Source organism: Rhizobium sp. F40D2 (assembly GCF_051810745.2).
Lineage (GTDB): Bacteria > Pseudomonadota > Alphaproteobacteria > Rhizobiales > Rhizobiaceae > Rhizobium.
This window is the reverse complement of record NZ_JBPWQX020000001.1, coordinates 361,729-380,624: the sequence shown is the minus strand read 5'-3', so window position 1 is coordinate 380,624 and position 18,896 is coordinate 361,729. Positions and strand designations below refer to the sequence as shown.

General features: G+C 62.8%; 14 protein-coding genes. 10 read left to right on the top strand and 4 right to left on the bottom strand.

Going from position 1 to position 18,896, the window contains the following annotated elements; genetic code table 11:
* The first annotated feature begins 81 nt into the window (after positions 1-81).
* The 3 genes from kduI (at position 82) to ACS4RS_RS24070 (ending at position 2,601) form a co-directional block, all read left to right on the top strand.
* Positions 82-918, top strand: coding sequence for a 5-dehydro-4-deoxy-D-glucuronate isomerase (kduI, locus tag ACS4RS_RS24080; RefSeq protein ID WP_439013380.1), 837 nt, complete (start codon positions 82-84; stop codon positions 916-918).
* Positions 915-1,679 carry a 2-dehydro-3-deoxy-D-gluconate 5-dehydrogenase KduD gene (gene kduD / locus ACS4RS_RS24075; RefSeq protein ID WP_439013379.1) on the top strand — a complete coding sequence of 255 codons (765 nt, stop codon included), beginning with the start codon at positions 915-917 and terminating at the stop codon, positions 1,677-1,679. Before kduI ends, kduD begins: the two co-directional genes overlap by 4 nt.
* A 175-nt stretch (positions 1,680-1,854) precedes the next feature.
* On the top strand, positions 1,855-2,601 hold the full coding sequence (locus ACS4RS_RS24070) for an FCD domain-containing protein (RefSeq protein ID WP_439013378.1): 747 nt from the start codon (positions 1,855-1,857) through the stop codon (positions 2,599-2,601).
* A 3-nt stretch (positions 2,602-2,604) separates the two neighbouring features.
* Here ACS4RS_RS24070 and ACS4RS_RS24065 read toward each other — a convergent pair whose 3' ends face one another.
* From ACS4RS_RS24065 to ACS4RS_RS24055, 3 genes are all read right to left on the bottom strand, one after another.
* Positions 2,605-5,907, bottom strand: a complete 3,303-nt coding sequence (locus ACS4RS_RS24065; protein WP_439013377.1) for a cellobiose phosphorylase — start codon at positions 5,905-5,907, stop codon at positions 2,605-2,607.
* Between the two features lie 101 nt (positions 5,908-6,008).
* A complete protein-coding gene (locus ACS4RS_RS24060) occupies positions 6,009-7,547 on the bottom strand; it encodes a DHA2 family efflux MFS transporter permease subunit (RefSeq protein WP_439013376.1) in 1,539 nt (512 codons plus the stop codon).
* Between the two features lie 212 nt (positions 7,548-7,759).
* Positions 7,760-8,668, bottom strand: coding sequence for a flagellin N-terminal helical domain-containing protein (locus ACS4RS_RS24055; protein ID WP_439013375.1), 909 nt, complete (start codon positions 8,666-8,668; stop codon positions 7,760-7,762).
* A 336-nt stretch (positions 8,669-9,004) separates the two neighbouring features.
* On the opposite strand from ACS4RS_RS24055, the gene ACS4RS_RS24050 reads away from it, so the two are divergent.
* The 7 genes from ACS4RS_RS24050 to ACS4RS_RS24020 all read left to right on the top strand — a co-directional run bounded on the left by ACS4RS_RS24050 (position 9,005) and on the right by ACS4RS_RS24020 (position 17,605).
* Entirely contained in the window at positions 9,005-10,696 is a 1,692-nt protein-coding gene (locus tag ACS4RS_RS24050) for an ABC transporter substrate-binding protein (protein WP_439013374.1), read from the top strand.
* 19 nt (positions 10,697-10,715) lie between these two features.
* A complete protein-coding gene (locus tag ACS4RS_RS24045; protein WP_439013373.1) occupies positions 10,716-11,696 on the top strand; it encodes an ABC transporter permease subunit in 981 nt (326 codons plus the stop codon).
* Positions 11,696-12,598 carry an ABC transporter permease subunit gene (locus ACS4RS_RS24040; RefSeq protein WP_439013372.1) on the top strand — a complete coding sequence of 301 codons (903 nt, stop codon included), beginning with the start codon at positions 11,696-11,698 and terminating at the stop codon, positions 12,596-12,598. Before ACS4RS_RS24045 ends, ACS4RS_RS24040 begins: the two co-directional genes overlap by 1 nt.
* Positions 12,595-13,410 (top strand): ABC transporter ATP-binding protein, encoded by an 816-nt coding sequence (locus tag ACS4RS_RS24035; RefSeq protein WP_179612860.1) that lies wholly within the window; start codon positions 12,595-12,597, stop codon positions 13,408-13,410. Before ACS4RS_RS24040 ends, ACS4RS_RS24035 begins: the two co-directional genes overlap by 4 nt.
* Positions 13,407-14,351 carry an ATP-binding cassette domain-containing protein gene (locus ACS4RS_RS24030; protein ID WP_439013371.1) on the top strand — a complete coding sequence of 315 codons (945 nt, stop codon included), beginning with the start codon at positions 13,407-13,409 and terminating at the stop codon, positions 14,349-14,351. The genes ACS4RS_RS24035 and ACS4RS_RS24030 overlap by 4 nt, the downstream gene beginning before the upstream one ends.
* A gap of 52 nt (positions 14,352-14,403) precedes the next feature.
* The gene (locus tag ACS4RS_RS24025) at positions 14,404-16,425 is read left to right on the top strand and encodes a family 20 glycosylhydrolase (RefSeq protein ID WP_439013370.1); all 2,022 of its coding nucleotides are present in this window, start codon (positions 14,404-14,406) and stop codon (positions 16,423-16,425) included.
* A gap of 157 nt (positions 16,426-16,582) precedes the next feature.
* On the top strand, positions 16,583-17,605 hold the full coding sequence (locus ACS4RS_RS24020; protein ID WP_439013369.1) for a methyltransferase: 1,023 nt from the start codon (positions 16,583-16,585) through the stop codon (positions 17,603-17,605).
* A 15-nt stretch (positions 17,606-17,620) separates the two neighbouring features.
* Here the strand turns inward: ACS4RS_RS24020 and ACS4RS_RS24015 are convergent, their stop codons facing one another.
* On the bottom strand, positions 17,621-18,823 hold the full coding sequence (locus ACS4RS_RS24015; protein ID WP_439013368.1) for an ROK family protein: 1,203 nt from the start codon (positions 18,821-18,823) through the stop codon (positions 17,621-17,623).
* Between the last annotated feature and the right edge of the window lie 73 nt (positions 18,824-18,896).

The following is an 18,896-nucleotide window of genomic DNA, read 5'->3' as shown; positions in this document are numbered from 1 at the left end:
CGCACCGGAAACCGTCCAACATAACCGGCTTTCCGCAATAGCGGCACCGCCTGACGACAATGAAGTTGAAGGAAAATTGACATGCAGATCGACGTGAGGCACGCCTCCCATCCCGAGGCCGTGCGCGAATACGACACGGAGACGCTGCGGCGTCACTTTCTGGTGGAAACCGTTTTTGCGGGCGGCGAGATCCGGCTGACTTATTCCCATTACGACCGCATGGTCATCGGCGGCGCGACGCCGCTTGCTGACGGGCTGCCGCTGACGGCGCCGACGGCGATCGGCCAGGAAACCTTCCTCGCCGAGCGTGAACTCGGCGCGCTCAACATCGGCGGCGCCGGCCGCATCGTCGTCGACGGCACCAGCTATGATCTTGCCAAGTATGATTGCCTCTATGCCGGCAAGGGCGCCAAGAACGTGCGGTTCGAGAGCGTGGATGCCGCCAATCCGGCAAAGTTCTATCTGGTCTCGACGCCGGCGCATCAAGCACACCCGACCGTGCTGCTCACCCGCGAGAAAGCCCGCCACCTGACGCCCGGCGACGCGGCAACGGCCAACAAGCGGTCGATCTACCAGTTCATCCACCCTGAGGTTTGCCAGTCCTGCCAGCTCACCCTCGGCTTCACCACGATCGAGCCGGGCAGCGTCTGGAACACCATGCCGGCCCATACGCATGATCGCCGCATGGAAGCCTATCTCTATTTCGATCTCGAAGCGGAACAGCGCGTCTTCCACTTCATGGGCGAACCGCAGCAGACCCGGCATATGCTTGTCGCCAACGAACAGGCGGTCATCTCGCCGCCCTGGTCGATCCATTCCGGCGCCGGCACCAAGAACTACAGCTTCATCTGGGCGATGGCCGGCGACAATAAGAGCTTCACCGACATGGATCACATCGCCATTGCGGATCTGAGGTGAGCGCAGTGGCAAATCCCTTCGACCTCACAGGCAGAACCGCCGTCGTCACCGGCGCCAATACCGGGATCGGCCAAGCCATCGCGGCGGCGCTGGCCGAGGCCGGCGCCTCGATCGTCGCCGTCGGGCGCTCGTCGATGGACGAAACCGAGGCGCTGGTGAAGCAGGCGGGAAGCCGCTTCCACGTCGTCAAGGCCGATCTCGGCACCATCGAGCCGGTCAAGGGCATCGTCGCTGAAGCCATCGAAACCTTCGGCGGCCTCGACATCCTGGTCAACAATGCCGGCATCATCCGCCGGGCCGATGCGCTCGACTTCACCGAAGAAGACTGGGACGCGGTGATCGACGTCAATCTGAAGACGGCCTTTTTCCTGTCGCAGGCGGCCGGCCGCCACATGGTCGACAAGGGCAGGGGCAAGATCATCAACATCGCCTCGCTGCTCTCCTTCCAGGGCGGCATCCGCATCCCATCCTATACCGCCTCGAAAAGCGGCCTTGCCGGCCTGACCAAGCTGCTTGCCTGCGAATGGGCCGGCAAGGGCGTCAACGTCAACGCCATCGCGCCCGGTTATTTCGTCACCAACAATACCACGGCGCTGCGCGAGGATGCCGACCGCAACGCCGCCATCCTTGCCCGCATTCCGGCTGGGCGCTGGGGAACACCAGCCGAACTTGGAGGGGCTGCCGTGTTCCTGGCATCGTCGGCCTCCGATTATGTGCATGGAACGGTGCTGCCCGTCGATGGCGGTTGGCTGGCGCGGTGATCCGCCCTGGCACGACGACTGCATAATTAAGTGCGACAGCGCCGCGTGTCTTCAGACGCGGCGCTGTCGCACAGAGCTGCCGTGACCGACGTCGTTTTGCCTTTCCTGCCGGCATGCGTTAGCAAAAGGACATGAGACCGGCACAGCCGCATCGACAGGCAGGATTCGACACAGGATGACGGACAACGACAACGCGGTCTTCAACACCATTCGCCAGCCGACGAACCTGCGCAGCGGCCTTGCCGATATGTTGATGGCGCAGATCGAGTCCGGCGATCTGAAGCCCGGCCAGCGCCTGCCGACCGAACAGGCGATCATGAGGACGACCGGCGTCAGCCGGACGATCGTCCGCGAGGCGCTCGCCACGCTGCGCGCCAAGGGTCTGATCACCACGCGGCAGGGGCTTGGAGCTTTCGTCTCGAACGATCCTAATCCGCGATCCTTCTCGATCATTCCCAACGACCTGCAGTCGATCGACGAGATCCTGCGCGTGCTGGAGCTGCGCATGGGGGTCGAATACGAAGCCGCCGGTCTTGCCGCGCTGCGGCGCACGCCTGAGGATCTCGACCGCATGCAGGACCGGCTCGATGCGCTCGACAAGGCGCTGGAGGAGGGCGGATACGGGGCGCAGGAGGACTACGCCTTCCACAGGTCCATTCTGGTCGCGACGCAGAATTCCTATTACGGTCGCCTCTTCGATACGTTCGGCGACCTCATGGTGCCGCGGCAATGGGCCCGCCTGGACAAAATGACGGCGGCCGAGCGCAAGCGCCATGCGGCGCGCATGCGCCGGGAACACCATGCCATATTCGCGGCGATCCGCGACGGCGAAGAGGCGGCCGCCCGCCGCGCCATCCGAACTCACCTGTCCAAGAGTGCCGCCCGCTTCGAAGAACTGCGCGACGCAAGCACCTCGTCGTGAATATTACGCGTCGGGCTTCGGTTTCATTAGCCGCCGCCAGGCGGCGTGATCCGTCTGCAGCTCGACGGAGGCGTGAACCGCGGGGAGAAGCGGTTTGCGTCTGCGCCGGCCGAAGCGCCGTTTGAAGCCGAGGATATTTTCGACGAAGCTTCTGGCATAAAGCCCGGGCCCGCTCGAATAGATGCGCCAGCCACCGTCGACGGCGACCTTTCCGGCCTTGACCCGCGCCCATTGTGCCGCCGCCTGATAGCGGTCATGGAAGGCCGCGTCGCTGCTGCTGAAATAGGTATTGCGCTGGCGCAACGACGCCTGCGGCAGGGCCGTGGTGACGGCGATCGGATTGACGACCGAAATCGCCTTCCAGAGTTCATCCGCCTCGGCGTCCAAAGCGAGCGTCTCGCAATAACGCAGATGCGCATGCACATACATCAGCCCGATCTCACGGCCGAAGAAGGAGGAGGATTCGGCGCGGCGAAACAGCGTCTCGGGGCCACCGGCATAGGTCGCCGGCTTCTCCATCAGCCGCACGCCGTCTGGGAAAAGCAGATGATTTTCGATCAGCTTCATATGATCGCGCCGCTGATCCGGCGAAAACAGCCCTCCGAGCATCGCCTGCGTCATCGCGATCAGCGAGTAGGAGAGGCCGGTACGCCGGTCGCTCGGGTGCAGCAGCAATTCGACCCCGTCATGGGCGGGATCGAAGATGCCGTAGCCGGCCACGATGCCGTCTCGCACGAGATGGCGGTTGAAATCCCGCCGCATCGCCGTCGCGATTTTCCTCAGCGATTTTGCCTTGTTATTTCTGGCCTTTTTCCCATGGCCGAGACGACGTAGGATCGCGGAATAACGGACGATCTGCTCGTAAAGCAGGGCGACGGTCCAGCTGCTGACCATCCAGTCGCGCAGATGCGGATCGGCCGGCTGTAGGGAATCGTTCCAGTCCCCCTCGCCATAACGGATCAGATGCGTTCCCGGGATGAACTGGCCGCGGACGGTATCGAGCAGTTTGTCGACATGGACCGCAATGCTGTCGGCCTTCGGCGCCTTCTGCATGGTCTTTTCATCGCGCCAGGCGACCTTCTCGTCGAGAATAGCGAGATCGCCGGTCGCTTCGATATAGTCGCAGAGCGCCTTCAACGGCCAGACGATAACGTCGCCATGGCTGTCGCCCGCTCTTATGTTGGCATAGGGCTCCAGCATGAACCATTGCGGCCAGTCGCCTTTCTCAAGGTACTGTTCGCTGAAGACCGTTTTCACCACCTCCTTGGCTTCGCGGTCATGCTCGTAGGCGAGCAGGAATTCGATCGGCCCCTGGCAGGCGTCGCGTGTGCCCCAGGCGGCACCGGTATATTGCTCGAGACCGTGCGGCACGCTCAAATGCACGATGGCGTCATGCGCGAGCCAGGGAAGCAGCGTCGTCTGCGCGGCAAGGTCCGGCGAAGGGCTATCGATCGTCAGACCGCGCACGGCGTTCCGCCAGAATTTCGAGGCCGGCGCGAGTATGGCTGCATCGGTGACGCCGGCCTCATAACGTCGCGCCAGCTGTTCGGCTTCTTCAGCATCGGTCATCGAGCCGACGACGGCGAATGAGAGGGCCCGCGTCGGCCGGGAGCGCAGGGCGACGAAGGCGCCGTTGCGTGCAATGCCATCGGTATAGAGCAGTTCGTCGCCGCCGATCTCCTCGATGGCATCGGGTGTCGAACTCACCAGCCAATAGCCGGCATCGGGATAACGTTCGCCCCAGAGCCAGGCCGGGTCGGGCCGGAAGGCGATGCGTTTGCGTGCGGCATCGACTTCGATCTGCCCGCCCGCGTCATATTCGCGCTCACCGAGAACGACATGACCGAACACCAGGAAGCGGCACGGCTTTCCCTCGACAGAGACGGACCATTGCATCGCGGCATCCTCGCCGGAGGCGACCGCCGCAACGGTGATCGTGCGTTCCGAACATCGGTAGATCCAGCGGCAGTCGCTCAGCCCCATTTCGAACGCCGACGGCACCGCGAGCAGCTGCCAGCCGGCACCAATATCCGCCATGATGCGCAAGCCGCTGGCGCGCGTCAGGTTATAGGGGTCGCGGGAGACGGAAAAGAGCTTGTGGAACGAGGTATTGCCGATCGTCAGCTGCGCGGCGAAAATGCCCTGCATCCAGCAGGTGGCGGCAAGGGTGGAATCGTCGAGCAGCATATTCTGACCGCTTCGGACGATCGCGCCGTGACGGCGCGCCACCAAAAGCTCCTTCTCGCGCAGCACGACATGGCGGTTCAGGCCGCCGTCCGGCGTGAAGAACGACAGCAGCTTCCCGCCGGCGCGCTCTCCCAGGCTCCGCTCGGGATAGAGCCGGCCGATTGCCTTTTTGTCGAGCGGTTCGACCTCCAGCAGCGACGCGTCCTGCAACAGGCTGCGGACCGGCGTCACCGCTTCGAGGCCGGCGGCAACACTTTCCGCAGTTGCGAGCCCGTCGAGCCGCGCAAGATCGACGTCACTCGACGCCTCGGGATGATCGGCGGCAAACACTGCAAAGAAAGTCGCACCAGCACCGCTTGCGGAAATGGTGAGCGGTTTCGACTGAATGGCCGGGCAGGCCGTTTCCTGCTGGCGCCGTTCGCTCGGCAGGCTGGCGCCGAAGGGACCGACCAGCCGGTCGTCGAGGCGGTCTTTCGCCTGCACCAGCTGGATCGCATCCGTGGCATAGGCCGCAGTCCCGTCGAGGCAGCCCTGGGCGAGCCACGGACTGCGGGCGCCACCCTGTTTGAGATTTTGCCGGTTCATGACGACAGGGCCGAATGCCGGATGATCGGCGATATGGTGATCGACATATTGCGAGGCATAGGCTTCGCTGTTCATCAGGAAGCCGCGATCGCCAAGGCCGACATCCTGGATCAGCACCAGATCCGCCGGCAGGGTTTTCTCCTTCAGATGCCGGAGCGAGGCGCGCCAGAACCATGCCGTTTCGGAGGGATGGAGTTCGAGACGGACGTCATAGGCGATATCGCCTGCCTTGCCGCTCCAACAGAAGCTCGTCGCATCGTATCCGAAGCTGCCATTGGCACGCGGCCCGACAATCTCGACGACATCAGGCCGAGCGCCGCCGATGCGCAGGTAGAGGCGGCCGATGCCGCCGATGAGCGGCGAACCCTCGATCTGATTGATCTGCACCGACCCCTTGTTGTCGGCATATTCGATGGCAAACAGCGTGCCGTTCGGCAGCGCCGATATCGACAGGCCGGAGCCGTTGCTGATCGTAAACAGGCCGAGATCGTCGCGTCGGGGCATTTGAAAGCTGCGGTCAAGGTTCGGGGCCATTGAGATCTCGTCGATTGATCAGAGGGGAATCGAAGGATGACGCAAAAAGATTGAGAGAAATCTTACCGGCGGCCGACCGATCGGCAACATATCGCCATGTGTCACGTTGACGCCGGCCGCCTGGCGAAGGGCACGCAGAGCAGGGCGCAGCCGGTGAGGATGGCGACGACCATCCAGGCTTCGTTGATCGCCTGAACGTTGGCCGCGGTCTGGATCAGCGGATCGAGCAGCGCCGTCGTATCCGCATCGAACTCCCCATTGTGGCCCGATATGGCCTGAAGAGGTGCGCCAACGAATGTGGCGGCGTCGATGTCGCCGGCCTGAAGACGCGCCCAGAGACCTTGGCCCAGCGGTTCCGAGCGCGTGTAGATGATGGTGTCGATCAGCGCGATGCCGATGGCGCCGCCGAGATTGCGCATCAGATTGAAAAGCCCGCTCGCATCGGGAATGCGATCGGCCGGCAGCGTGCCGAGCGCCAGCCGCGTCGGCGGCAGCAGGCAGAACATGATGGCGACGCCGCGCACGATCTGCGGCCAGAACATCGCATCGTAGTCCGAACGCGGATCCTGAAACGCGCTCATGCCGACGCCGATCGCAAACAGCGCAAAACCGGCGGCCGACAGCAGCCGCGCATCCAAACGCTTCTCCAGCGCGACCGCGATCGGCGCCGTCACCAATTGCGCGATGCCGGTCACCAGCATCGTCATGCCGATCTCAAGCGCGTCGTGGCCTCTGACGAAAGCGAGAAACACCGGCATCAGATAGACCGAGCCGAACAGGCCGATGCCGAGCACGAAGCTTAAGGTCGAGCCGACGAGAAAATTGCGATCGGCGAAATTGCCGAGATCGACAATCGGCCGGCGCCGGCTGAGCGTGCGAGCGATGAACGCACCGCCCGAGACAAGACAGATCGCCAGCAGGCTCAGCACATAGGCCGAGGTCCAGCCGCTGGTCGGCGCCTCTTTCAGGCTGAGTTCCAGCGTCGTCAGCGCGGTCGCCATAAGGAGAAGCGACAGGCCGTCGAGATACCTGAGTTCGGACGGGTCGGCCGCCTGCCGCGGCAGGAAGAATGCCGCCAGGATTGCCGAGGCTATCCCCGGAACGATGTTGATCAGGAACAGCCAGTGCCAGGAATAGGTCTCGGTCAGCCACCCGCCGACGATCGGCCCGACCGTCGGCGCCAGCACCGCCAGCACGCCGGCGATCGTCGTCGCCAGCGCCTGCCGCTCGTTCGGGAACAGGATGAAGACGGCCGAAAACACCGAGGGGATCAGGGTTCCGCCGGAAAAACCCTGCAGCACCCGCCAGGCGACCAGTTCGCCGAAGCTGCCGCTGGCCGCGCAACCGGCGGAAGCCGTCACGAACAGGCCGATGGCAACAACGAACAGCCACCGCATGGTCAGAAGCCGCGTCAACAGGCCGGTGAGCGGGATCGCCACCACCTCGGCGATGAGATACGCCGTCTGTATCCAACTCATCTGATCGGGATCGATCCCCAGTGCCGACTGGATGGTCGGGAGCGACGTCGCCACCACCTGAACGTCGAGGATCGCCATGAACATGCCGATGCACATGGCGAGGAAGCCGAGCCAGATGATGGCGGGCCTTGCATCGGGATGGGCAGGCTCAACTCGTTCCATGCGATGGTCCCGCGCGCGCGGCATTTCTGCCGCGGTTGAGAAGATCGACCATGTTTGCTGTGGAGACGATCGACATGTCAACCGGCATGTCGAGGCAAGAGCGGTCCCAAATGCGATCGAGCCTGACCGGCAAGGCCAGGCTCGATCGTTTGATCGGCGGATGGAGGCCGGGTGTTTTAAGCGCCCGGCTCCCTTTGTGTCGGCGATTGCGATTAGCCGCGGAAAAGCGACAGGATGTTCTGGGACGAGGAATTGGCGATCGACAGCGACTGGATCGCCAGCTGCTGTTGTGTCTGCAAGGCGGACAGTTTGCTCGATTCCTCCTCCATGTCGGCATCGACCAGCCGGCCGACGCCCGAGTCGATCGAGTCCGACAGCGCGCCGACGAAGTCTTCCTGCAGATCGATGCGCGTCGAGATCGAACCCAGTTGCGCACCGGCCGAGGTCATCGCCGACAGCGCGGATTCGATGGTCGACAATGCCGACTGGATCTGACCGGTGGTGAAGTTGGTAATGTCGAGCGAGTAGACGGAATCGCCGTTTGCATCCGCCGTTCCGAGGATACCCGTCGAGGTTTCGATCGAACCGCTGCTCATGCCGAACAGCACGTTGCCGGCGGAACTGGTATCCAAAACGTAATCCGTCATCTTCACGGAAACGGCGCCGGAGCCGTCGCGAACGAAGGAGGATACGACGCTCTTCGTGCCGTCGGCGCCCGCGACCCAGTTCTCGCCCGAGAACGACGCCGACTGGGCAATGCTCATCAGCTGCTCCTGCAGCTGGCTGATTTCTTCCTGGACCTTTGATTTGTCGACACCGTCTTCGGTCGCTGCCACAAGTTTGGCTTTGATCTCGTCGACGACGTCGATCGCGCTGTCCATTGCCGTGTAAGCAGTATCGACCTTCGCCGCGCCGAGGCCGAGCGCATCGGAGACGGCAGACAGCGCCTTGTTGTCGGAGCGCATCGTGGTGGCGATCGACCAATAGGCGGCATTGTCGGATGCAGTATCGACCCGATAACCAGTGGAGACACTGTTCTGTGTCGTTTCGAGATTGGAATTGATGCTGCGCAGCGTTTGAAGGGCTGCCATCGCGGAATTGTTGGTATTGATGCTCGTCATCGGAGTTCGCCTGTTTCGGTGGTTGCATATGTTGAAACCCGGGGAAACATCCCGGCCGTGGCGAGCAGCCTCATGCTTATCGACCTGGAGTTTCCGATCAATTCGCCATCGTTGGAGTAATTATCGTACTTAAACGTACCTTAATTGCTAACGTGGCGAGCCCGGCCCTTATTTTTTGTTCACCATGAAATTGCGCATCTCGATCTCTGCCGAAAACGGCTCCCGATGCCGCCCGGAAAAATTTGAGATCGGCAATTGACGCATCGGCGGGAAACTGACTATCAATATTAAATCAATTTGATTGACTTCAAAAATAAACAACAAGGGAACGTTGGAATGAGATCGAGCAAACGCATGTTTCGCAACATTTCCGTGCACGCCGGCTTAGCAGCGGCAACCGCGCTGACGGCGCTCGTCGCTTTCGGGGCGGGCAGTGCGGCGGCTGAATCGGTGCTGACGATGCACATCGAAGAGCAGACCAGCTGGGTTCAGAATTTCAATCCGTTCGATCTTGCCGGCCGCCGGCAGAGCACGATGGATTTCATCTACGAGCCGCTGGTGATCTTCAATGCCGAGGATGGCGGCAAGCCGGTCTTCCGTCTGGCGACCGGCTATAAATTCTCCGAGGATATGAAATCGGTCACCTATACGCTGCGACCCGGTGTGAAATGGTCCGACGGCCAGCCGCTGACCTCGGCCGATGTGAAATATACGATCGACCTCATGCTGAAGAACGCAGCCCTCGACACCGTCGGCGTCGGAGAGACCGTTGCCTCGGTCGAAACGCCGTCAGCGACCGAGGTGAAGATCGATCTCAAGGCCGTCAACTCCGATTTCCCGGAAACGCTGGCGGACCTCGCCGTCGTTCCCGAGCATATCTGGAAGGATGTTTCCGATCCAGTCGCCTTCAAGAACGAGAAGCCGGTCGGTTCCGGCCCGATGACCGAGCTGCGCCGCTTCACGCCGCAGGTCTACGAGCAGTGCCGCAACCCGAACTACTGGGATGCCGCCTCGCTGCATGTCGATTGCCTGAGACTGCCGCAGATCTCCGGCAACGACCAGATGCTTGCCATCCTGCCTGAGGGCAATATGGACTGGATCGGATCCTTCATTCCCCAGATCGACAAGACCTTCGTCGCGCTCGATGCCGACCATAATGGCTATTGGCAGCCGCCGGCCGAAACCGTCGCCTTCCAGATGAACTTCAAGAGCGGCAATGAAGGCAACCTCGAGGCCTATAAGGACCTAAACTTCCGCCATGCCTTCAGCCTCGCCATGGATCGCAAGTCCATGGTCGATATTGCCGGCTTCGGCTATCCCGTCGTCAACGAACATGCGACCGGCCTGCCGCCGCGCTTCGAAAGCTGGCGCAACAAGGATGCCGAGGGCGGCAAGGACGCTTTCATGGGCTTCGACACCGAGAAGGCCAGCAAGATTCTCGACGATGCCGGCTACAAGAAGGGCGCCGACGGCTTCCGCACGACGCCGAGCGGCAAGCCGATCGCCTTCCCGATCATCGTTCCGAACGGCTGGACGGACTGGATCGATGCGGTCCAGATCGCGGTCGAAGGCCTGCGCGCCGCCGGCATCAATGCGTCGGTCGCCACGCCCGAATATGAACAATGGCGCAAAGAGATCATCGACGGCAGCTTCGAGGTCGTCATGAACTCCCGCGCCGATGGCGCAACGCCGTTCCGCGGCTATTACCAGAGCCTTTCCACAGCCTATGGCGGGCGCATCACCGGCGCGCCCTCGCGTTATTCCAACCCGAAACTGGACGCGCTTTTCGATCAATATCTGCAGGCAACGTCGGACGAGGATCACAAGAAGATCTTCAACGACATTCAGCTGCTGATCGCCGACGACTTCCCCGTCGTGCCCGTCTTCAACGGGCCGACCTGGTATCAGTTCTCCAGCAAGCGCTTCACCGGCTGGGTCACCCACAAGGATCCGGTGATGAATCCGGAGGATCACGACAACAACCGCATGCGCCTGATGCATCTGCTGCGTCTCAAGCCGGTCAGCTAAGCCCAGCGAGGGAGCGGAAATGCGCATTTCGAGCCGGCGCCTCGGCGTCTATGCGGTCGCGCTGGCCTTTGCCATCGTGGTGAACTTCATCCTTCCCCGGCTGATGCCGGGGAGCCCGGTCGATGCCATGGTTGCCCAGCTCGGTCCACGGGCAACGCCCGCCGCCGTCGAAGCGATCAAGGCGCGCTTCGGCGCGGTCGACCAGCCGATGCTTTGGCAATTCGCCGATTATCTGAAGGGGCTCGCGACCCTCGATCTCGGCGTCTCGGTCAAATATTACCCCCAGACCGTCGTCCAGGTGCTCGGCCGTTCGACCCTTTGGACCATCTTCCTTGTCACCACCGCGATTATCTTTTCCCTCTGTGTCGGTGTCGTGCTGGGCGCAGCGTCGGCCTGGCGCCGCGGCGGGCGTTTCGACACGATCGTCTCGCCGCTCTCGGTGATCATGATTTCGGTGCCGCCCGTCATCGTGGCGCTGACGACGCTTTTCGTCTTCGCGGTTTCGCTGCGCTGGTTTCCGGTGGGTTATGCCTATGATCCCAATCTCGATCCCGCCTTCAATTTCACCTTTATCGGCAGCGTCTTCGCCCATGCGATCCTGCCGGTCCTGACGCTTTCGCCGTTTCTGATCGGCGAATTCCAGACGACGATGCGCTCGTCGATGATCTCGGTGCTCGGCGAAGACTATGTGACCATGGGCCGCGCCAAGGGGCTCAGCCACCTCACCGTGATGTTCGGCTACGGCGCCCGCAATGCCATGCTTCCCGTTCTGACCAATCTGGCGCTGATGCTCGGCGCCGTCTTCGGCGGCTCGATCGTCACCGAAATCGTCTTCAACTATCCCGGCCTGGGGCTGACGCTCTATACCGCGAGCATCGCCCGCGATTACCCCGTCATCCAGGGGCAGCTCCTGCTGATGACGCTTGCGACCCTTGGCGCAAACTTCCTCGTCGACATCATCTATGGCTTTGTCGATCCAAGATTGCGGGAGGCCGCGTGATGAGCTTTACGCTGTGGCCCATCTTCAAGCAGAAGAAAGCGCTCGCCGGCCTGATCATCATCGCCGTCCTGTGGCTGATGGCGCTGTTTGCGCCGCTCGTCGCCCCCGGTGAGCCGGGCGCACGTGTCGGACGCTCGCATCAGCCGCCGTCGATCGAACATGTTCTCGGCACCACGAAAATGGGGCGGGACGTCTATCGCCAGTTCGTCTGGGGCGCCCGCAGCTCTCTTTCCGTCGGCTTTGCCACCGGCATTGCCATCACCGTTCTCGGCACGGCGATCGGGCTCGTCGCCGGTTATGCCGGAGGCAGGACGGATGCCTGTCTCGACCTTGCGACGAATGCCGTGCTCGTCATCCCGAACATGCCGCTTCTGATCCTGCTCGCCTCCTTTGCCGGCACGGTGGGGCCGATGACGATCATGACGATCATCGCGCTGACCTCCTGGCCGTGGGGCGCCCGCATGACGCGGTCGCAGACGATGGCGCTGCGCAATCGCGATTTCGTCACGGCGTCGAAGATGATCGGCGAGCCGGCCTGGCGCATCATCTTCGTGGAGATCCTGCCGAACCTGACGACGCTGATCGGGATCAACCTTGTCGGCAGCATCATCTACGCCATCGTTGCCCAGACGACGCTCGAATATCTCGGCTTCGGCGATCCGCTGAAAGTCTCCTGGGGTACGATGCTTTACAACGCCCAGAATTCCTCGGCGATCATGGTCGGCGCGTGGTGGGATATCGGGGTGCCCGCGCTCGGCATCGCCCTGACCGGCCTTGGCCTTGCGCTCTTGAATTTCACCTTCGACGAGATCGCCAATCCGCAGCTCCGCTCCGGCCCGGCGCTGGCCCGCTGGTTTCGCCTCAACCGCGCCCGCAACAGGCAACTGGAGCTTGGCCGATGAGCGACAATCTTCTGGAAATCGAAAAGCTCAATGTCGACTACCTCGTCGACAAGGGAGAATTCCGCGCCGTGAAGGACGTCTCCTTCACGATCGGCCGCGGCGAGATCTTCGGGCTCGCCGGTGAATCCGGCTGCGGCAAGAGCACGATCGCCTATGCGATCACCCGTCTTTCCAAGGCGCCCGCCTGGATCAGCGGCGGCAGCATCCGACTGGATGGGCAGGATCTCCTGAAGCTGCCGGAACGCGAGCTACAGACAATCCGCTGGAAGCGCATCGGCATGGTCTTCCAGAGCGCGATGAATTCGCTCAATCCGCTGATGCGGGTCGAGGCGCAGTTCCACGACGTTCTGCGCCGGCACACCGGCTGCTCGCATGCGGAATCCCGGGCGCGGGCAGAGGAGATGTTCCGCCTCGTCGGCATTCCCACGCATCGCATCGGCGACTACCCGCACCAGTTCTCCGGCGGCATGCGCCAACGCATCGTCATCGCCATCTGCCTGGCGCTGAGACCGGAACTGATCATCATGGACGAGCCGACGACGGCGCTCGACGTCGTCGTGCAGCGGGAGATCCTCGAACAGGTCGTCGACCTGCAGCGGAGCTACGGCTTTTCCGTGCTGTTCATCACCCATGACCTGCACCTGATGGCGCAGCTCTGCCGCCGCATCGGCGTCATGCTGAAGGGCGAGCTCGTCGAAGTGGGCGACGTCAGCCAGGTCGCCCATGCGCCCAAGCACGAATATACGCGGAAGCTCTGGAATGCCATTCCGCAGCTTCCGGACAATCGGCATCTATCGGGAGTCGTGGCATGAAAGCGGAGGCAAATCCCGTTGCTGCTGAAGCCGTGATCCGGCTCGAAGGGATAGAGCGCAATTTCGGCCCGGTCCGCGCGCTGAAAGGCGTGTCCTTCTCGCTGTTTCCCGGCCGGGCATTGGCGCTCGTCGGCGAATCCGGCTGCGGCAAGACGACCTGCGCCCGCATCATCGCGCGCCTGGACAGGCCGACCGGCGGCAGGTTGTTTTTCCGCGGGCAGGAGCTGACTGCCCGCGGCGACGCTGGGGCTGAGCATCGCTACATCAGGGAAGTGCAGATGGTCTTCCAGGATCCGTTCTCATCGCTCAACCCGGCCTTCACCGTCAGCCATCATCTGGCGCGGCCGCTGCAACTGCATCGGCAGAGCGGCGCAAAGGCTGATCTCGCCGAGGAGATTATCCGGCTGCTCGCAAGCGTCGGGCTGGAACCCGATGTGACCAGGCAGAAATTCCCGCATGAGCTTTCGGGCGGGCAGCGGCAGCGCGTCAACATCGCCCGGGCGCTGGCCGTCGCGCCGAGCGTGCTGGTCGCCGACGAGCCGACCTCGATGCTCGACGTTTCCATCCGCAAGGATATTCTCGACCTGCTCGCCAGGGTGAAACGGGAAAACGATCTCGCCATGCTCTATATCACCCACGATATCGCAACGGCGGCGCATGTGGCCGAGGAGATCGTCGTGATGTTTGCCGGCCAGATGGTCGAATGGGGCGATACCGAAAGGGTTCTTTCCGACCCGCGCCATCCCTATACGAGGCTGCTGCTGTCCGCCGTTCCGGACGGCAGCAGGCCGTTCGTGACCGGCGGAAGCGCGCGCTTCCTCGAACAGGCGGAAAAGGTGCGGTCGCTGAGCCGCCCTGAATCGGCGGTCATCGAGCAGATCGGCCCCAACCACTTCATCCGCGCGCTCGGCGTTTCCAACGCCGGATTGCCCAAGAGCTGATTTTCAAAAGCCCGCTTCTCAAGAGGCCAATGTTCAAAAGGAAAGAGTGACCATGTCCATACCGCGACCGAAAACCCTGCGGCTTGAAACCCTTTGGAACCCGCCTGCCGACGGCAAGGAGTTCTCCTATGTCCTACGCCTCAAGAACCTCGGCAGCGAGCCGATTTCGGGCTTCTCGCTTTGCATCAGCGGTCCGGGCCGGGTCGATCCGGCCGGACGGGTCGAAGGCGCCACGGTCTCGAAGCGTCTCTCCAATTTTACCGAATTCCAGCCGCCGGCCGATTTCGTTCTCGCCGCGGGCGAGACCTGGACGATCTCGGTCTACGCGCTGAGCTGGCAGTTCCGCCATTGGACGGACGGAGCGACGAGCGCCTATCTCGCGCTTTCCGACGGCAGCACCATCGTGCTCGGCATCGAGCCGACGCGTTCTTCGGTCAGCAATGCGCCGCTCAAGCGGGGCGCCGAGATCTATCCGGTTCCCGCCAACGCGCCCGTTCAGGTGTCGATCATTCCCTGGCCGAAGCATGTGGCGGTCGCTTCGCGCCGTCCGTTGCCGGCCGGTTTTGCGCCGCGGGCACAGAGCGCCGAAGGGGAGGCGGCGGCGCAAAGCTTCGCGGCGCTGGTCGACCATCTCTTCGCCGTCGAAGGCATCGTGCGCACCGAGGCGGAAGGTGCCGTGCCCGTCACCCTGAAGGATGCCGCCGGCTTCGGCCCCGAAGCCTACAGGCTGAGCTTTGACGAAGAGAGGCTGACGGTCGAGGCGAGCAGCCGGACCGGCTTTCTCTATGGCCTCGTCACCCTCGGCCAGATCTGGCGCGGCGCAAGGCTGCATCCCGGCGTCTTCCAGTTTCCGGCATCCGGCGAGATCGTCGATGAGCCGGCAATGGGCTGGCGCGGACTGCATCTCGATGTCGCCCGCCAGTTCTACGGCGCCGCCGAGGTCAAGAAGCTGATCGCGGTGCTTGCCTGGAACAAGCTCAACCGCTTCCACTGGCACCTTTCCGACGACGAGGCCTGGCGCGTCGAAATCGACGCCTATCCGGCATTGACCGAGGTCGGCGCCTGGCGCGGCCACGGCCTTGCGGTGCCGCCGCTCCTCGGCTCGAGCCCGGCCCGCACGGGCGGTTACTACACCAAGGCGGTCATCCGCGCGATCGTCGCTGAGGCAAAGCGCTTCGGCGTCGAGATCGTGCCGGAGATCGACATGCCCGGCCATTGCTACGCCATGCAGCAGGCGATACCGGAACTGCGCGATCCGCTAGAGGTCGGCAGCTATTATTCGGTTCAGGGTTTTCCCGACAATTGCATCAATCCCGCCCTCGAGAAGACCTACGAGATCGTCGAGACCATCCTGACGGAGCTCATCGAACTTTTTCCGTTCAAGACAATCCATCTCGGCGCCGACGAAGTGCCGCTCGGCGCATGGTCCGGCTCGCCGGCGGCGCTTGAGCGGCTGCGCAGTGTCGCCGGCGATGCGGTTGCCGATGCGCATGCCAAGCGGCTGAACGTCGTGACCAACACCCATGGCGCCGACGATATTCACGGCTCGGGCGCAGCCATCCTGCAGGCGGAATTCCTGGAGCGGGTCCAGCGTTTCCTGGCGGGCAAAGGCTGCATCACCGGCGGCTGGGAAGAGGCAGCCCACGGCGATGTCATCGACAAAGCGAAGAGCTATCTCTGCAGCTGGCGCAATGTCGAAGTCTCGGCCGAACTTGCCGAGCGCGGCTACGCAATGGTCGTCTGCCCCGGCCAGGTCTATTACCTCGACATGGCGCTGCGGCCGGACTGGGACGAGCCTGGCGCCAGCTGGGCCGGGACTTCGGATGCCGAGAAGCTCTACACCTTCGATCCCATCGGCGGCTGGACAGCGAGCCAGAAACAAAAACTGCTCGGCATCCAGGCCTGCATCTGGTCGGAACCGATGACGGATCGCGCCGTTTTCGACCGCCTGGTTTTCCCGCGCCTTTCGGCACTGGCCGAAACCGGCTGGACGAAACCGTCATCCAAGTCGTGGGAACGCTTCAAGGCGCTGGCTGGGCTGATGCCGCTGCTTTATGGGCTGCAACAGTCGTAAGGCTAAAAGATTGGGACCGTGATACAGCGGTCCCGGTCGGCCCTTGGGGCACCCGATCGGGTTAGCATGGTAAGTATTGTAGAATATGCGAATGTACGCATAATTCCCGCGGCTGGCACTGCCAGACAGGACCGATCGAGGGCTCTTGGGGGATACCATGGAAACGATCGTCGAGGATGCCGATGCTGGCGTCGTGTCACCCGAACTCGTGGTCGATGCACTGTTTGCCTGCCGAAAGACGGCAGCGATCAGGGCGGCCATCGAGCTCGATCTCTTTACCCATATCGGCGAGGGCAAAACGGCAGCCTTGCTGGCGTCGGCAACCAGCGCCTCGGAGCGTGGGGTGCGCATCCTGTGCGACTACCTCGTGGTCCATGGTTTCCTGACAAAGGAAAGCGGAGAGTACCGGATGACTCCGGCGACCCGAATGTTCCTCGATCGCAATTCGCCGGCCTATATGGGCTCCGCGGTCGAGTTCGTCGCCGCACCCGAAATACTGGATAATTTTCTGCGCGATCCGGCGGCCGTCGTGCGAAACGGCGGTTCGCCCGGGCTGGCGAACATGTCGCCGGACAATCCCGTCTGGTTGAAATTTGCGCGCGGCATGGGCTCCTTTACCGGCCTCAGCGCCAAAATACTGGCTGACGAAATCTCCGGCTTGGGAAAGCCCTTCAAAAAGGTTCTGGACATTGCCGCAGGTCCGGGCCTGTTCGGGATCGAAATTGCAAAGGCCCTTCCGTCGGCGGAGATCGTTGCCGTCGATTGGGCCGCGGTCTTGGAGCTGTCGCGGCAGAATGCGGAAAGAGCGGGCGTCGCTGACCGGTATCGGACGATCGCCGGCAGTGCCTTCGATGTCGACTGGGGCACGGATTATGATCTCGTCCTGCTGCCGAATTTCCTGCACCACTTCGATTTGCCGACATGCGCAGGGCTGCTGCGAAAGATCATCGCCAGCCTTGCAGGGGATGGCCGGATCGTCGCCGTCGATTTCGTGCCGAACGAGGATCGCGTGTCGCCGCCTTTTCCGGCGGCCTTCTCCTGGGAGATGCTCGCCGGCACGCCGGCGGGCCAAGCCTATACGCAAAATGAGCTGACCGAGATGGCAAGACTGGCCGGTCTTACCGGCGTCACAGTCAAGCCGATGCCGCCAACGCCGGCAAGTCTCATTCTGTTTGAATAGCCGCTCGACCGTTGCTTAGCCGACCGGCTTTTGCAGAACGTCGAAGCGCGGATTGGTTTCGGAAAAGATCGGTAGCGCCGCGGCGCCGAGGATGGCGGTATCCTTGCCGGTCATGCCGATCATCACCCGGGGAACGCTCCGCGCCCGGTTGGGGTCGATCGGCACATACAGCGGCTCCAGCCGTTCCGCAAGCCGACGCATCAGCGATGTCGATATGCTGCCGCCGAACACGATGGTCTGCGGATCGAAGGCAAGTTCGAGGAAGTCGAGGGTCTGCCGCAGCGGCTGGACGGCCTGGTCGAGCCAGGCATCCAAGCCTTCGCCGCCCTTGGCGATCCGCGCGTCGAGATCGTCTGAAGACAGTTCCTCGGCATTGGTTATGCCCATGAATTCGTAAGCGACGGTCGGCGAGATGTAGCGGTCCAGGCAACCGCGCTTGCCGCAGCTGCAGAGCTTGCCGTGCGGCTCGACGATGATATGGCCGATCTCGCCGGCATTGTTGCGGCTGCCCTTGTAGAGGTGGCCGTCGAGGAACATTCCGGCGCCGATGCCGCCGCCGCCGGCAAGAAACAGGTAGACGAAGCTGCTCAAGCCACGGGCGACGCCGTGGAGGCGCTCGCCGATCGCGGCTGCGGTCGCATCGTTTTCGACGAGCACCGGCACCTTGACCCGCTGCTCCAGCTCATGCCCGACGGGAAAATCCTGCCAGCCGGGCAGGTTTTGCGGGCTGAGAGAGGTGATGCCGCCATCGGCATAGCGCCCGGGCAGGGCCATGCCGACGCCGAGCAGCCTGTTTCGGTCGAATTCGAAGGCCTGCTGAATGTCCTCGACAATCGATTGCAGAACCGGCATCGCCCGTTGCGGATCGGGATGTTCGACAGGACGCTCGATGCGCGCGCAGACGGCGCCGGAAAGATCCGTCAGAACCCCGCTGGCGCGCTGGCGGCCGAGTTCGAGACCGATCGAATAGGCGCCGGCGGGATTAATCGAATAGGGGATGATCGGCTGGCCGCGCGCCAGCTTCTGGGCCTCGGCCGGAACGAGCAGATGCGACCGCTCCAGTTCCTCGACGATATTCGACACGGTCTGGGCGGTCAGCGCCGTCATCCGGGCGATCGCCGCGCGCGACAAGGGACCGTTGGTCCGCACGGCCTCGATCACCACACGCCGGTTGTGAGACTTGGCCTGCTCGAGATTCGTGCCGGAGATTGCCTTCATGTCGCCTTCAAAGGAAATGGTGCACCACCCTTGTCACAAGACGGATAGTGATGAAAGCCACATTTTTCGGCGG

Coding starts and splice junctions, on each gene's coding strand:
- kduI (WP_439013380.1), top strand. CDS start 82: ATGCAGATCGACGTGAGGCACGCCTCCCATCCCGAGGCCGTGCGCGAA.
- ACS4RS_RS24050 (WP_439013374.1), top strand. CDS start 9,005: ATGAGATCGAGCAAACGCATGTTTCGCAACATTTCCGTGCACGCCGGC.
- ACS4RS_RS24030 (WP_439013371.1), top strand. CDS start 13,407: ATGAAAGCGGAGGCAAATCCCGTTGCTGCTGAAGCCGTGATCCGGCTC.
- ACS4RS_RS24055 (WP_439013375.1), bottom strand. CDS start 8,668: ATGACGAGCATCAATACCAACAATTCCGCGATGGCAGCCCTTCAAACG.
- ACS4RS_RS24045 (WP_439013373.1), top strand. CDS start 10,716: ATGCGCATTTCGAGCCGGCGCCTCGGCGTCTATGCGGTCGCGCTGGCC.
- ACS4RS_RS24015 (WP_439013368.1), bottom strand. CDS start 18,823: ATGAAGGCAATCTCCGGCACGAATCTCGAGCAGGCCAAGTCTCACAAC.
- ACS4RS_RS24070 (WP_439013378.1), top strand. CDS start 1,855: ATGACGGACAACGACAACGCGGTCTTCAACACCATTCGCCAGCCGACG.
- ACS4RS_RS24020 (WP_439013369.1), top strand. CDS start 16,583: ATGGAAACGATCGTCGAGGATGCCGATGCTGGCGTCGTGTCACCCGAA.
- ACS4RS_RS24035 (WP_179612860.1), top strand. CDS start 12,595: ATGAGCGACAATCTTCTGGAAATCGAAAAGCTCAATGTCGACTACCTC.
- ACS4RS_RS24025 (WP_439013370.1), top strand. CDS start 14,404: ATGTCCATACCGCGACCGAAAACCCTGCGGCTTGAAACCCTTTGGAAC.
- ACS4RS_RS24060 (WP_439013376.1), bottom strand. CDS start 7,547: ATGGAACGAGTTGAGCCTGCCCATCCCGATGCAAGGCCCGCCATCATC.
- ACS4RS_RS24065 (WP_439013377.1), bottom strand. CDS start 5,907: ATGGCCCCGAACCTTGACCGCAGCTTTCAAATGCCCCGACGCGACGAT.
- ACS4RS_RS24040 (WP_439013372.1), top strand. CDS start 11,696: ATGAGCTTTACGCTGTGGCCCATCTTCAAGCAGAAGAAAGCGCTCGCC.